Source organism: Exiguobacterium sp. s123 (assembly GCF_018617075.1).
Lineage (GTDB): Bacteria > Bacillota > Bacilli > Exiguobacteriales > Exiguobacteriaceae > Exiguobacterium > Exiguobacterium profundum.
The window spans coordinates 351,959-365,070 of the sequence record NZ_JACSJL010000001.1; the positions used below are offsets into that span (position 1 = coordinate 351,959).

General features: G+C 47.9%; 18 protein-coding genes. All 18 read right to left on the reverse strand.

Features of this window, described 5'->3' with window-relative positions; genetic code table 11:
• Window positions 1-11: 11 nt before the first annotated feature.
• From fliP to flgC, 18 genes are read right to left on the reverse strand one after another with little or no spacing between them, the layout of a single operon-like run.
• Window positions 12-677 carry a flagellar type III secretion system pore protein FliP gene (gene fliP, locus KNO72_RS01825; RefSeq protein ID WP_015881402.1) on the reverse strand — a complete coding sequence of 222 codons (666 nt, stop codon included), beginning with the start codon at window positions 675-677 and terminating at the stop codon, window positions 12-14.
• Complete coding sequence (locus KNO72_RS01830) at window positions 674-1,168, reverse strand: flagellar biosynthetic protein FliO (protein ID WP_214757109.1); 495 nt, start codon at window positions 1,166-1,168, stop codon at window positions 674-676. The genes fliP and KNO72_RS01830 overlap by 4 nt, the downstream gene beginning before the upstream one ends.
• Window positions 1,165-1,530 carry a response regulator gene (locus tag KNO72_RS01835; protein WP_015881400.1) on the reverse strand — a complete coding sequence of 122 codons (366 nt, stop codon included), beginning with the start codon at window positions 1,528-1,530 and terminating at the stop codon, window positions 1,165-1,167. Before KNO72_RS01835 ends, KNO72_RS01830 begins: the two co-directional genes overlap by 4 nt.
• 13 nt (window positions 1,531-1,543) lie before the next feature.
• Entirely contained in the window at window positions 1,544-2,668 is a 1,125-nt protein-coding gene (gene fliY / locus KNO72_RS01840; RefSeq protein WP_214757110.1) for a flagellar motor switch phosphatase FliY, read from the reverse strand.
• Complete coding sequence (fliM, locus tag KNO72_RS01845; protein ID WP_015881398.1) at window positions 2,665-3,654, reverse strand: flagellar motor switch protein FliM; 990 nt, start codon at window positions 3,652-3,654, stop codon at window positions 2,665-2,667. Before fliM ends, fliY begins: the two co-directional genes overlap by 4 nt.
• Window positions 3,655-3,663: 9 nt before the next feature.
• Window positions 3,664-4,116, reverse strand: coding sequence for a flagellar basal body-associated FliL family protein (locus KNO72_RS01850; protein ID WP_078146706.1), 453 nt, complete (start codon window positions 4,114-4,116; stop codon window positions 3,664-3,666).
• A complete protein-coding gene (locus KNO72_RS01855) occupies window positions 4,109-4,327 on the reverse strand; it encodes a flagellar FlbD family protein (protein WP_031421671.1) in 219 nt (72 codons plus the stop codon). The genes KNO72_RS01850 and KNO72_RS01855 overlap by 8 nt, the downstream gene beginning before the upstream one ends.
• Window positions 4,327-5,238, reverse strand: coding sequence for a flagellar basal body rod protein FlgG (gene flgG / locus KNO72_RS01860; protein WP_214757111.1), 912 nt, complete (start codon window positions 5,236-5,238; stop codon window positions 4,327-4,329). The genes KNO72_RS01855 and flgG overlap by 1 nt, the downstream gene beginning before the upstream one ends.
• 18 nt (window positions 5,239-5,256) lie before the next feature.
• On the reverse strand, window positions 5,257-5,685 hold the full coding sequence (locus KNO72_RS01865; RefSeq protein ID WP_078146704.1) for a flagellar hook capping FlgD N-terminal domain-containing protein: 429 nt from the start codon (window positions 5,683-5,685) through the stop codon (window positions 5,257-5,259).
• A complete protein-coding gene (locus tag KNO72_RS01870) occupies window positions 5,657-6,745 on the reverse strand; it encodes a flagellar hook-length control protein FliK (protein WP_078146703.1) in 1,089 nt (362 codons plus the stop codon). The genes KNO72_RS01865 and KNO72_RS01870 overlap by 29 nt, the downstream gene beginning before the upstream one ends.
• A 22-nt stretch (window positions 6,746-6,767) precedes the next feature.
• A complete protein-coding gene (locus tag KNO72_RS01875) occupies window positions 6,768-7,334 on the reverse strand; it encodes a MotE family protein (RefSeq protein ID WP_078146702.1) in 567 nt (188 codons plus the stop codon).
• Between the two features lies 1 nt (window position 7,335).
• Window positions 7,336-7,770: a flagellar FliJ family protein gene (locus tag KNO72_RS01880; protein WP_159562090.1), complete on the reverse strand. Its 435-nt coding sequence runs from the start codon at window positions 7,768-7,770 to the stop codon at window positions 7,336-7,338.
• The gene (fliI, locus tag KNO72_RS01885; protein ID WP_078146700.1) at window positions 7,767-9,086 is read right to left on the reverse strand and encodes a flagellar protein export ATPase FliI; all 1,320 of its coding nucleotides are present in this window, start codon (window positions 9,084-9,086) and stop codon (window positions 7,767-7,769) included. Before fliI ends, KNO72_RS01880 begins: the two co-directional genes overlap by 4 nt.
• Complete coding sequence (locus KNO72_RS01890; protein ID WP_078146699.1) at window positions 9,073-9,798, reverse strand: FliH/SctL family protein; 726 nt, start codon at window positions 9,796-9,798, stop codon at window positions 9,073-9,075. The genes fliI and KNO72_RS01890 overlap by 14 nt, the downstream gene beginning before the upstream one ends.
• A complete protein-coding gene (gene fliG, locus KNO72_RS01895) occupies window positions 9,782-10,789 on the reverse strand; it encodes a flagellar motor switch protein FliG (protein WP_026826250.1) in 1,008 nt (335 codons plus the stop codon). Before fliG ends, KNO72_RS01890 begins: the two co-directional genes overlap by 17 nt.
• Window positions 10,790-10,794: 5 nt before the next feature.
• On the reverse strand, window positions 10,795-12,366 hold the full coding sequence (fliF, locus tag KNO72_RS01900) for a flagellar basal-body MS-ring/collar protein FliF (protein WP_078146698.1): 1,572 nt from the start codon (window positions 12,364-12,366) through the stop codon (window positions 10,795-10,797).
• A 22-nt stretch (window positions 12,367-12,388) separates the two neighbouring features.
• A complete protein-coding gene (gene fliE / locus KNO72_RS01905; protein ID WP_074037250.1) occupies window positions 12,389-12,670 on the reverse strand; it encodes a flagellar hook-basal body complex protein FliE in 282 nt (93 codons plus the stop codon).
• A gap of 13 nt (window positions 12,671-12,683) precedes the next feature.
• Window positions 12,684-13,112, reverse strand: a complete 429-nt coding sequence (gene flgC / locus KNO72_RS01910; RefSeq protein WP_074037252.1) for a flagellar basal body rod protein FlgC — start codon at window positions 13,110-13,112, stop codon at window positions 12,684-12,686.

Here is a 13,112-nt window from a genome sequence, read left to right on the forward strand (position 1 = left end):
GTCCGTTCCCCCTACATACTTCTAAGCAATGATTCCACAATCAAGTGCCAGCCATCGACCAATACAAACAACAATAATTTAAACGGCAGTGCAATCATGACCGGTGGAAGCATCATCATCCCCATCGACATGAGGACACTTGCGACTACCATATCAATGATCAAAAACGGTAAGAAAATCATGAAGCCGATTTGGAAAGCGGTCTTCAACTCACTGATCGCGTAAGCAGGCACCAAAGCGAGGAGCGGCACATCATCAAGTGTCTCCGGCTGCTCGTAGTTCCCATACTTTAAGAACAGTTGTAAATCTTCTTGTCTTGTATATTTCGACATAAACTCCTTCATCGTCCCACTTGCCTCATCGAACGCCTCATCTTGTGAGATTTTGTCATCGAGGTACGGTTTCAATGCGTTCTCGTTCAAATCCGAGAGAACCGGAGACATGACGAACAGTGTGATGAATAGTGCCAATCCGACAATCAATTGGTTCGGTGGCGTTTGCTGTGTACCGAGTGCCGGTCGAATGAATGACAAGACGACCACGACACGGGTAAAGCAAGTCATCAAGATTAAAAAGGATGGTGCGAGCGTCAGCAATGTCAACAAAATCAAAAGCTTGATGGATGTCGACGTACTGTCCGGTGTTTCTAAATTGATCAATTGCTCAAACGTCGTCATGATTTCTTCCTCACTTCTTCTAGCTGAGCGAGTTGTTTCTTAAAGGTGTCTAAAAATGCATTCGAATTTGACGTTCGGAGTGACAAGGATTCCGTTTGCTCTTCCTCGATCGTGTCCGCATCGAGTCGATCGATCAGTTGAATCGAATCGCCGACACCGAGTACATACACTTGGTCACCGAGCTTCACGAGCTGGACGGAACGGTCTTTTCCGAGCGGGACGCCTCCGAGATGTTTCATATGTTGAGTCGCTTTCACGCCTTGTGTTTTAGAACTGAGCCAACGCATCAAGACGATAAATCCGCCGACCACGACCACGAGACTCAACACGACTTTCACGCCATTGCCAATGGTTGACGCTGTCGTTGGAACGTTACTTTCCTGTTCATCTGTCTGTTGTTGCTCGAATTGTTGGTCTACGGTGGCGGCCTCAACCGTGGCCGGAGCAGAGAGCCCGACCACGAGGAGAATAATCAACCACCATTTCTTCATTGTGCGACCGTTTTAGAAACTGCTTCGATGACACGTTCTGCATTGAAAGGCTTGACGATGAAGTCTTTTGCTCCAGCTTGAATGGCATCGATGACCATCGCTTGTTGTCCCATCGCTGAACACATGATGATTTTCGCATTCGAGTCGAAGCTACGAATTTCTTTCAATGCTGCGAGTCCATCCATCTCAGGCATCGTGATATCAAGTGTGACGAGATCCGGTGTGAGTTCACGGTATTTCGCGACAGCGTCCGCGCCGTTTTCTGCCTCACCTACTACGTCATATCCATTCTTTGTCAAAATGTCCTTGATCATCATACGCATGAACGCTGCGTCATCCACTACTAATACTTTTGCACTCATTCTAAATTCCTCCTTAAACGATTCCGATCCGCTCATGCGGTTGAATAATTTCTGTTACACGTACCCCAAAGTTTTCTTCAATGACAACGACTTCTCCTCTAGCGATTCGCTGTTGGTTGACATAAATGTCTACCGGCTCACCCGCTAGTTTGTCGAGTTCGATGATGGAGCCCTGTGATAACTCAAGTACTTCCCGAACGGATTTTTTCGTTCTTCCTAACTCTACTGTCACGTTTAACGGGACATCGTATAACAACCCAAGATTCGCCGGGGCCGCTTCTTGCGATGCCGGTGATTGGAGCGGCATGAATTCCGCTTGGCTAACTGCCACTTCCGGCATCGATTTTTGTTTACTTGGTTGCGGGGTGACTGGTTGCGCTTGTTGTTGGGCTTGCGGTTGTGGTTTTGGCGCTTCCGCTTGCGCTTTCACCGGTTCCGGTGCTGCCTGGGCTTCCCCTGTAGCTTTCATCAACTCATCGACCAATTGCTTTCCAAATTGAATCGGTGCGATCTGAACGATTGTTGAATCAATCAACGTACCTACTTTGAGATTGAACTCGATGAGTACCATCGTCTCCCAAAGTTCAAGGCGATCGATGATGGTTTGGTTCTTCGTCGCATCGAACACTTCGACAAGCGGTGGCGAGATGTCAATCTTCTTCGAAAATACCGTCGATAAAGACGTTGCGGCCGCCCCCATCATTTGGTTCATTGCTTCTTGAACTGCCGACAACCGAATCTCATCAAGGCTCTCCGGATCAACATTCTCTCCGGTCCCGCCTAACATGAGGTCAGAGATGATGGCCGCATCTTCGCGAGTCAAGACGAGGACGTTCTCCCCTTGGATTCCTTCTGTGTAACCTACTCGAAGCGCCACATGAGGAGTGGGATAGCGTTCGCGTAACGCTTCAATTCTCACTTCACTGACAACCGGTGTAGTGATTTCAACTTTTTGTTGTAGTAATGTTGACAAGGCCGTTGCCGAGTTCCCGAATGAAATATTCCCAATTTCTCCGAGTGCATCGCTCTCCATCGAATCTAAATGTTCTTCTTTCGCATCGACTTCTGGCGTCGGCGTATTGTCGCTTGTCCCGCGTAATAACGCATCAATTTCATCTTGTGACAGCATCTCACTCATTGCTCTTCCTCCTTCACACGGTGAAGCACTTGAACCGCCATTCGCTTCCCGCTCACACCGACTTGCCCTTTAAATACTTTATTTTCCCCCACCATGACGGACAGGGGTTCTTTTGCTAATTGATCGAGTGCCAAACAATCTCCGACTTCTAGATGCAACAAATCTCCAAATGTGATCGTCGTCTCACCGAGTAAGGATACGACCTCGACCGTCGAGTTCATCAATTGGGCTTTAAGCGGTTCCTTACTCGATTGACTCGCATTGCGTCGATTCGCTTCCTGCATCCAGTAATGACTCGATAGCTTGGACAATACCGGTTCGATTGTGACGAATGGCAGACAGACGTTAATCGTTCCGCTCACTTCACCGATTGTCACACCGATTGAAATCAAGACGACCGTTTCGTTTGGTGAGACGAGTTGCAGGAACTGCGGATTCACTTCCACGGCTGACATTTCTGCTTTAATCTCAGCAATCGATTCCCAAGCATCCCCATATGTCGAAAACGCCCGTTTGTACAATTGCGTCAAGATCCGCATCTCGATTTCGGTGAACGATTCGATTTTATCCATCTCGACACCGGGACCACCGAGTAATCGGTCTAACATCGCGTACGAGATGTTCGGATTGACCTCGATGATGAATCGCCCGTTTAACGGTGGCGCCTCAATCAAGTTGATCATCGTCATGCTCGGAATGGAATGAATGAATTCATCGTACGGTAATTGTTCGACCGAGTTGACCGAAAACTGAACGTACGTGCGAAGTTGGGCCGAGAAAAATGTCGTGAGCATCCGTGTGAAATGCTCGTGAATCCGAGTTAAGCTACGAATTTGGTCTTTAGAAAATCGAACGGCTCGCTTGAAGTCGTATTGTCGAACTTTCTTCTCTTCCTCTTGCGCGAGAAAGGAGTCTGCTTCGACATCCCCACTGCTTAATGCAGATAGTAAGGCATCAATTTCTTGTTGAGACAGTACTTCTCCCATGATGCCACCTCACTGAATAATTTTCTTCGTCATATAGACGCGTTGGACTTCACCTTCTTCAAGCAGTCCGTTAAGTTGTTCTCGTAATGTTTGTTCGAACTTTTGCATATCCTCTTTTGTTGCCAATTGGGCTTTCGTCATCCCGGATAAGTCACCTAAAATGACATTGTGCACTTGGAATTTACGTAGTTCTAAATTCTCTTTCGTTTCAGCCGAATCTGTGACGATCGTAAATTGAACGTTGATGAAACGCTCGTCTTGAATGTTCGTCGTCATATCATCGGTCATGAAACTCCGTTCTGCCAACTCTTCAGCTGTGACCGGTTTCGTTTTAGCAGTGACGTTATCACCGAAGACATATTTGTACGTCATGAATCCGGCACCGCCCATGACGAGCAGGACGACAAGCAGGATGATTACGACCTTTAGGCCGCCACCTTTTTTATTTTCTTCTTCACTCATCTTCTTCACCTCTTGTGAACATCGTTCCGACTAAACCGATTGAGCGGTAAAAGGCTTCAGTTCGTTCAATGATTTGATCTTTCGTTTCTTTTACGAGATACGTTTTGCCATTAAACAATTGGATGATCGTGTCGGGCTCTGCCTTCACCGTTTCGATGAGCAAAGCGTTCAGCACGAACTCCTCACCGCGAAATGCCGTGACGCGAATCATCAGCGTTTCAGGTTAACGAGTTCTTGAAGGATCTCGTCCGATGTTGTGATAATTCGTGTGTTCGCCTGGAATCCACGCTGTGCCACGATCATTTCAGTGAACTCTTCTGATAGGTCAACGTTTGACATTTCAAGTGCACCTGAGACAAGTTCACCGCGACCGCCCGCACCAGGTACGCCAAACTGTGGAACACCGGAGTTTTGGGATTGTACGAAGTTGTTGGCTCCGACTTTTGATAACCCGGCGTTGTTCGAGAAATTCGACGTGACGATGTAACCAGCGATGCGAAGCTCACCGTCAGATGATACAAAACTGACTTGCCCGTCTTTACTAATTGAGAGCGATTTTGCATCTGTTGGGATTTTAATTCGTCCGTAACGATTTGTTTTCGCTGACGTATCAGTTGCCGCATAATGATCTAAATTTGCTGTTGGACCTGTGAAATCTGTTTCAGCTGGGGTCGCTGTTACTCCTGCAGCAACTGGCAACGTACTAGTGAGTGACCCAACAAGATACGTCCCGTCGCCCGTCACCAAGTTACCTTGGTTGTCCGTATAAAAGTTCCCAGCGCGCGTGTATTGGAGTTGACCATTGACCATCGTCGCATAAAAACCTTCCCCTGAAATCCCAACATCGAGGGCGCGTCCTGTGTTTTGCATGGCACCCTGGTTATAGACGTTATCGACCGTCGCCATCGTACCCCCGAGACCGACTTCCTTCGGGTTAATACCACCCGTTGTCGCATTCCCAGCGGACGCACTCCCGACTTGTTGACTGACGAGGTCTTTGAACGTGACGCGACCTTTTTTATAACCGAACGTGTTGACGTTGGCGATGTTGTTCCCGACGACGTCTAGCTTTGATTGGAAGTTCTTCAATCCACTGATTCCTGAGTACATTGCTCTTAACATAATGTATTCCTCCTATGCTTATTTGATGGATGTGATATCGTACACGCTGACAGATGTGCCGTCTTCAAGATCAGCCATATATCCGGTTAAGTCGTTACGAGAAATGGAAACGACCCGACCCGACCCTTTCGTCGTCTCTTCACTCGTTTCCGATGTGAAGTCGATCGTTTTCCCAATCATGCTACTGTATTCAGAAATCGACGACATGTGACGGTCGACGAGAACTGAGTCAAGTTGTTTTGAGATGGCTTGCATTTGTTCGAGCGATGAGAACTGTGCCATCTGTGCGATGAATTCTTTATCTTCCATAGGTGACATCGGATCCTGGTTCGCGATTTGAGCGAGAAGCAACTTCATAAACATGTCTTTATCGTATTGATTTGTCGCTTTTGGGAGCGACTGATCTGGCAATGTATAATCATTCGTCTTCGGTTGAATGCTCGTCATCTTCAGACCCTCCTTTAGGCTGTTCTTGTGGTTGTTCTTGTTCCGATTGCTCGGAACCGTCTGACAAGGCTGCTTTAGAATCGAGTGCCTGTTGTGTCAAGTTGACCTCGACCCGAACGTTTTGCGAATGGGGTGTCAACGTTTGTTGCAACTGTTGAACTTGCGATTGAATCAGTTGTTTCGCCTCTTGATTGCTGGCAAACATCTTGACGACAAGTTCTCCATTCTTCCGCTCTAGCTTAACGACGAGTTCCCCTAACTGCTCCGGATATAATCGTACGGTGAATACTTTTGAACCGTCCGCCCCACTTTTGAACGGTGCCTTTTGAAGAGCCGCTTCAATCCGAGCTTGTAAATTTTCAGGAAGGGATCCTTTTGAGGCATACATGACCGTGTCCACGTCAATCTGTGGTCTTGACCAGTTCATCCCTTTCGGCATCCAGTCTACGTTATTTGGCTGTAGCGCAGGTTTTGCGATTTTTAAGGTTTCAACATTTGGCAAGACGGGAACTTCTTTCAATGTACCTTCGATTGGTCCTTTATACTGTGTGATGATCCGTTGCATCGTTTGAACCTGTTTGGCAAGTTCTTGGTTTGGAACTTGTTGAGTCAGTGCAATGTTGGTCGTCTGAGTATTTCCCTCTGTTTGCTTCGTAGTATGGACTTTCGGCGTAGTCGTCGTCTGTACAATCGCCGGTAAAACCGAAGACGGGATTTCAGTCTCAGGCGAAGGATTAGACAATTGACCGAGTAAACTTACATATGCATCCATAAACGTCCGATACGCATCTTGTGGCAGTGATTTTAGCCACTTCAATGTATCAGGCTTTTGAAACCATGTTTCGAGTTCCTGTGCCACTTTTTCCAAATCGACTGATCCTTCAGGAAGCACACCTTCTTCAAGTTGAGGAAGTTCTGCCTGCTCCCCTGAGCCTTGCATTGGGGCAAGCATCGCAGAAAGGAGGCTTAAAAATCCACCTGCTCCCTGTGATTCTCCCTCCACTGTTCCAGTACGAGCCATCGATCCTTGAATGGCTTGCGTCAATAAAGCGATATTCAATGTTGGCCCTCCCTTCTTGTGTTCATTGGAGAAGCTGCGTCACAACCGCAGCCTGTTGTGCATTCATTCGTCCTAAGATGTCTGCCTGTTGCTTAGGTGATAGTTCCTTCAACAGTTCAGCAACTTGAGGGCTTTCGAGTTCACCCATAATGGCTGCCGCCTGTTTGGCTGACATTTCTTCATAGACGCTAGCGACGTCAGATGATGATTCCTCTTCTTTTGACGCTGCCTCTAGTTCCGAGACGAGTCGATCTCGTTCACGAATCAAATCGGTGATTTCTTCTTGTCTAGCCTTTACTTCGTTCGTCAATTCCACATTTTCGTTGCGAAGTTTTTCAATCTCACTGTTCGCCGCTTTTAATCGGTTCGCTGCGTCCGAATCGATTCCCGTCACATTCACCTGCGTCTCCGTTTTTTTTGATTCTTCCGTTTTCTCGTTCTCGTTCACTTCTAATAAGGGAACGGATAAGAGCGGACGGTCCATCGCATAGTTCATGACGACGATCCCACCGACTAGGATGAAGATTGCTGGAATGAGGACTAACGCCACGATCATTTGCTTGCCTCGTTTATTGTTCTCTTTTGCCATGCTACTTCCCTTTCCCATGATGAATCACAGCAAGTTCATCCATCATTTGTTGCTCTGTAAGTTTAGCTACCGTCATCTCTTGCATGCTGACCTTTTCATGTAGCGTCACGTATTTCTTTTCTTCCACCACTTTACCGAGCAATCGTTCTTGCGACGCATGATAGCGATTGCGAGCCTGTTGTACGACGAGCTGTTGCGTTTCGATTTGACGTTTCACTTGCTCTCGCGTCTTTTCTCGATACTGCGACATGAGAAGGTCGATGTTTCCAGATTGTTCGTCTTGGTGTTTGATGAGCGACTCATACATGAGAAGAAGGTCATATAGCTTCTCCATCTCTGTCTCAAGTCTTGCCTTAAATCCTCTGACTTCTATGGCGGCATCTTCTTTTTCATGTTCCGCAATCGGCATGATTCGTTCTAATATGAGTCTGTTCATGATTCACCTCGTGCGATATGTGACAAGTGGGTCATCGTCTGTTCGAAAGCAGCATCTTCTTCAATCGATTGTTTTAAAAACGTCAACAAGTATGGATATTTATCCACGGCAGTATCAATCGCAGGATTGGTGCCTTTTTTATACGCTCCGATATTGATTAAATCTTCCGCATCGATATAGGTCGCAAGCCAGCTGCGGAACGTTTGGGCCGCCTCCTTATGTGCCGGAGAAGCGATTTGGTTCATGACCCGGCTGATTGATTTCAGTACATGGATTGCCGGGAATTGCCCACGGTTTGCGAGCGCCCGGTCCATGACAAAGTGTCCGTCTAAAATCCCACGCACCGCATCGGCAATCGGTTCATTCATATCATCTCCGTCGACGAGGACCGTATAGAACGCAGTGATCGACCCTGATGCCGCTGTCCCGCTTCGCTCTAGTAGTTGAGGCAACATGGCGAATACGGACGGGGTGTACCCTTTCGATGTCGGAGGTTCGCCCGTCGCGAGACCAATTTCACGCTGCGCCATCGCAAATCGTGTCACCGAGTCCATCATCAAGACCACTTCTTTCCCTTGGTCCCGGAAGTACTCGGCAATCGCGGTCGCCGTGTAAGCTCCCTTCAACCGAACAAGCGGGGGTTGGTCGCTTGTCGCTACAATCACGACGGAACGAGCCATGCCTTCTGGTCCGAGCTCCTTTTCGATGAACTCTTTTACTTCCCGGCCCCGTTCTCCAATCAAGGCGATGACGTTAATGTCGGCTGAAGAACGTTTGGCAATCATTCCGAGCAAGGTCGACTTCCCGACACCGGAGCCGGCGAACAAACCGACCCGTTGCCCTTTACCTACAGTCAACAGCCCATCGATCATCCGGACACCGGTCGACAGTGCATCCAAAATCCTCGGTCGATTCAACGGGTTAGGGGGTTTGCGTTGAACATCATAACGCTTACCGGTCACAAGTCGTTCACCTGACAGGGGACGCCCTAAACCATCGAGCACTTGACCAATCAACTCTTCCCCTACAGGAACTTGAAGCATTTTCCCCGTTCCTTTGACTAGACAGCCAGGCGCGATTTGTGTGGTTTCACCGTATGGCATGAGAAGGACGCGCTCTTCATTGAATCCGACGACCTCAGCTTCGACTGTTTCATTCGAAGGAAGGACAATCAAACAGCGCTCTCCGACAAACGCACTCGGTCCGTTCGACTCAATCATCAAGCCGATGACTCGACAAACTCGACCGATTTTTCGTGTGAACTCGCCGTCTGTAGACTGTTTAATCGAGCCGAGAACCTGCTCAATAAGCGCCATCCGCTAGAACCTCCTCGATTTTGGCTTGGATCCGTTCGAAACTATATGTCAAATCGACTTCATTGCCACGATGTGGCGACTCGATTCGAACTGCTGTCTCATCCAATGATCCGTCCCCTCGATATTTCAGAGGAGGTGTCTCTACTGTCCGCCACATCGCTTCGAATCGCTGAATCGAGGCAAGACGTGTCGGATGAACAAAGATTGTAAGTGCTTCGGCATCGATCATGTGTGACATCTGATCACGAATCATCGTCGCAAACAGTTCTTCATCTTTTCGGACAAGGTCTGTCGTCACGTGTGCACTGACTGTAACGGCCAATTCAATGAGTTGTTCTTCCGCTCGCCTCCACTTTTCTTCAAATAAGAGTTCGAGTTCGGTCGAAATGGAATTCAAACGCGTCGTGATCTCTTCAAATTCAGCCAATCCATCCTGCCTACCTTGAAGGAGACCTTCTTGGTATCCTTCTGAACGCGCTTCTTCAAACACTTGTTGCTTCAACCGCTCCAACTGTTCGACTTCCGTCTGCTGAAACTGTTGGAACGCTTCTTCGTCCTGCTTCAACTTCTCATAGCGTGATTGGATGACATCCCCATGATCGATTCCGTCATTCGGTTCTATAACGGGTGTCTCTAATCGCTTCGATTCAATTCGTTGCGGGGTATTCGATGTTGCACGTTGGCGTTTAATTACATTAGACAACGATGTCATCTCCTCCACCTCGACTGATTACAATCTCACCGACGTCCTCTAGACGACGAATGATTCCGACGATTCGACTCTGTGCCTCTTCGACGTCACGCAACCGCACCGGCCCCATGAATTCCATATCTTCTTTGAACGTTTCGACCATACGTTGAGACATGTTCTTGAAGATGATTTGTTTGACTTCTTCTGAAGAGACCTTGAGTGCAAGCAACAAGTCGTCGTTCGCCACTTCGCGAATGATTCGTTGAATCGCACGAGAGTCGAGCGTGACGATATCTTCGAAGACGAACATTCGCTTCTTGATTTCTTCTGCGAGTTCTGGATCTTCGATTTCGAGCGCATCGAGGATGGTGCGTTCCGTCGTCCGGTCGACACCGTTCAAGACTTCGACGACCGCCTCGATTCCACCCGACTGGGCATAATCTTGCATATCTGTCTGTGACAAGTTCTTTTCTAGAATCTGCTCCACCTCATGGATGACGTCTGGATTGAGTCGATCCATCGTCGCAATCCGTTTCGCGACTTCCGATTGAATCTCAGGTGGAAGTTCCGACAGGATCTGCCCTGACTTGACCGGTTCTAAATGCGCTAAGATTAACGCAATCGTCTGAGGATGCTCGTTTTGAATAAAGTTCAATAACTGTTTCGGGTCTGCTTTTCGTGCAAACTCGAACGGTCTGACCTGTAAGGTGGAAGTCAGACGATGAATCAATGCCATCGCCTTGTCTTCACCAACTGCTTTTTCAAGGACAGTTTTCGCAAACCCGATTCCACCCTGAGTGATATAACTTTGTGCCATGGCGAGTTCATGGAACTCACCGAGAATACTATCCTTTTCTTCCGGGGACACTTTTTTTAACGCTGAAATTTGAAGCGTCAGTTGTTCCATCTCTTCTTCTGAAAGATGTTTGTAGACGTTCGCTGCCACTTCAGGTCCCAGGGAAATCATGAGCATCGCTGCTTTTTCGCGATTCGATTGTTTTGCATAGTTCACGTTACTCACTCCTCAGACATCCAAGTACGAAGCAGTTTAGCAAACTCTTCTGGATTACTTTCAGCTAATTTTTCTAACTGTTTCTTCTTCACTGCACCTTCGCCTCGCTCTTCGAGGTCTAGGTCAGGTACTTCATCTTCATATGGAACTTCCCATTCGTTCGTCTCTTCCACAACCTCTTGCTTCCGTCTACGCATCGCGAAGAAGATCAAGGCAAGAATTACGACTGCACCCGCCGCTGCCGCATACATCCACCAAGGTGTCGGTTGCTCTGTTGCTGCAACCTCTTCCACTTCAGCGAACGGTCTCGACACGACGACAACTTTCTGTTCGAGTTCAGCATCCGTGATGGCTTCATCCGTCTTCGCTAACGACGTCCGAATAATGGAATACATCATCGTCTCGAGGTCGCCTTCTAACTGCGGATCGATACTTGTTGCGCCATCTGGTGGTTCAACGATGAGTTGGACTCCGAGGTCACGAATCGTATATGGTGCGTTTTGAATCTGCTTCGTGATGCGGTTGACCTCGTAATTGATGATTTCATGATTCTTTTCACTTTCTTCTGTGCCATCGCCAGTCGCTGCCGGGAAGTTGATTGTGTCGTTCTCACCAGTTCCCGTCGCTTCTGTCGCCGTACCTGTTCCGCCAGTGTATGCTTCAGCAATCCGCTCGGCAGACGTGACGATGCCTTCCATGTTTTCTTCATCGACCGGTGTGACAAGATTCTGTTCTTCAGCCGTTTGTGTCGTGTCGATGTCTGCTGTGACGGAAACGAGTACGCTCCGTTCGCCGAGTAGAACCGAGAGCATCTGTTGGATTTGTTGACGTACGTCTTTTTCGACTTGTCGCTTCAACGCCAATGGATCTGACGAGGAACCTCCAGCAACAACAGTCTGGTCGAGATCATAATACGTGAAGTATTGGTCCATAATTGAAATGTTTTCGGGTTTCAAGTTCGGGACACTCTTACTAATCAAATGATAGAGACCTTTTACTGTGTTTGGTTCTAAATTCGTCCCCGCTCCGATGTTCAAGACGATGGACGCGGTAGGCTCACCTTGATCTTCTGCCAAGAAGACAGACTTCTCAGGAAGTGAGATGATGACTTTCGCTTGATTGATTCCTTCAATCTGTGTGATGAGTCGCTCTAGCTCCGTCTGCATCGCACTACGTTCGATGACAGCCATCTCACGGTCTGTCGTTCCGAACCCTGCGTTTTCGCTGAAGAAACTATAATCAATCGAGCCGGACTTTGGAATCCCGGCAGCAGCCAAACTCACTTTCAACTGATCGACCATTTCAGTCGGCACATACACGCTCACACCGTTCGAAGTCGCCTTGATTTCCGACTGTACCCCGTCTGCTGTCAACTTCTCTGTCACTTCGCCCGCTTCTTGAGCAGACAAGTTTGTATAGAGAGGTGCCATGTTTGGCCTTGAAAGGAAGAATGTGAGTACGAGGGCCGCGATTAGTATGACCGCGATCGAGATGCCCCATACGAGTTTACGTTTCGCTGGCATCGCCTTTAATGCACCGGTCATGGATTTGAATCGTTCTTTTAATTGTTCATTCATCGCAACTTGTCATCCTCTACAATTAAACTTGCATTCGCATCATTTCTTGATAGGCCTCAACAGCCTTGTTCCTCACCTCGATGGCAAGTTGCATCGCAATCGACGACTCTTCACTTTGAATCATCACCTGATGAAGGTCAGCTTTCCCGACCGCCAAATCTTTACGGGCTTGACTAGTCGCTTGTTGTGTCTCATTCAATGCGTTCATCGCTTCATTCAAGTATGACCCAAATTGAGATGGGTTCGTTTTATTCAGTGATGGCGTGAGTTCTGGGCTCATCAATTGAATTGGATTAATTTGCATCCGTTAACACTCCTTATCCTTTACCAATCTCCATCGCTTTTACGAGCATCGCCTTCGAGGCGTTCATCGCTGCAATGTTTGCTTCGTACGAACGAGTCGCACCCATCAAATCGACCATTTCTTTCAAGAGATCGACGTTCGGCATTTGTACGTACCCTCGCTCATCCGCATCGGGATGATTCGGGTTATAAGCCAATTTATACGGTGCATCGTCTTCGATGATTTGAGATACCTGCACCCCTCCATTAACGGCATCCATTTGCTTCCGGAATGGCGCTTCTTGCAACACGGTCATCTTTCGTGTGTATGGTTGCCACTCTCCGTCCACGAGTCTCCCGCGAGTCGTCTGAGCGTTGGCGATGTTCGCCGACACGGTATCCATTCGTAGCCGTTGTGACGTCAACGCTGAAGCTGAAATATGAAAACTATCAAACATTCCCAT

Excerpts from the sequence above, each read along its gene's own strand:
- fliP (WP_015881402.1), bottom strand. The coding sequence starts at position 677 with ATGACGACGTTTGAGCAATTGATCAATTTAGAAACACCGGACAGTACG.
- KNO72_RS01830 (WP_214757109.1), bottom strand. The coding sequence starts at position 1,168 with ATGAAGAAATGGTGGTTGATTATTCTCCTCGTGGTCGGGCTCTCTGCT.
- KNO72_RS01835 (WP_015881400.1), bottom strand. The coding sequence starts at position 1,530 with ATGAGTGCAAAAGTATTAGTAGTGGATGACGCAGCGTTCATGCGTATG.
- fliY (WP_214757110.1), bottom strand. The coding sequence starts at position 2,668 with ATGAGTGAGATGCTGTCACAAGATGAAATTGATGCGTTATTACGCGGG.
- fliM (WP_015881398.1), bottom strand. The coding sequence starts at position 3,654 with ATGGGAGAAGTACTGTCTCAACAAGAAATTGATGCCTTACTATCTGCA.
- KNO72_RS01850 (WP_078146706.1), bottom strand. The coding sequence starts at position 4,116 with ATGAGTGAAGAAGAAAATAAAAAAGGTGGCGGCCTAAAGGTCGTAATC.
- KNO72_RS01855 (WP_031421671.1), bottom strand. The coding sequence starts at position 4,327 with ATGATTCGCGTCACGGCATTTCGCGGTGAGGAGTTCGTGCTGAACGCT.
- flgG (WP_214757111.1), bottom strand. The coding sequence starts at position 5,238 with ATGTTAAGAGCAATGTACTCAGGAATCAGTGGATTGAAGAACTTCCAA.
- KNO72_RS01865 (WP_078146704.1), bottom strand. The coding sequence starts at position 5,685 with ATGACGAGCATTCAACCGAAGACGAATGATTATACATTGCCAGATCAG.
- KNO72_RS01875 (WP_078146702.1), bottom strand. The coding sequence starts at position 7,334 with ATGGCAAAAGAGAACAATAAACGAGGCAAGCAAATGATCGTGGCGTTA.
- KNO72_RS01880 (WP_159562090.1), bottom strand. The coding sequence starts at position 7,770 with ATGAACAGACTCATATTAGAACGAATCATGCCGATTGCGGAACATGAA.
- fliI (WP_078146700.1), bottom strand. The coding sequence starts at position 9,086 with ATGGCGCTTATTGAGCAGGTTCTCGGCTCGATTAAACAGTCTACAGAC.
- KNO72_RS01890 (WP_078146699.1), bottom strand. The coding sequence starts at position 9,798 with ATGACATCGTTGTCTAATGTAATTAAACGCCAACGTGCAACATCGAAT.
- fliF (WP_078146698.1), bottom strand. The coding sequence starts at position 12,366 with ATGAATGAACAATTAAAAGAACGATTCAAATCCATGACCGGTGCATTA.
- fliE (WP_074037250.1), bottom strand. The coding sequence starts at position 12,670 with ATGCAAATTAATCCAATTCAATTGATGAGCCCAGAACTCACGCCATCA.
- flgC (WP_074037252.1), bottom strand. The coding sequence starts at position 13,112 with ATGGGAATGTTTGATAGTTTTCATATTTCAGCTTCAGCGTTGACGTCA.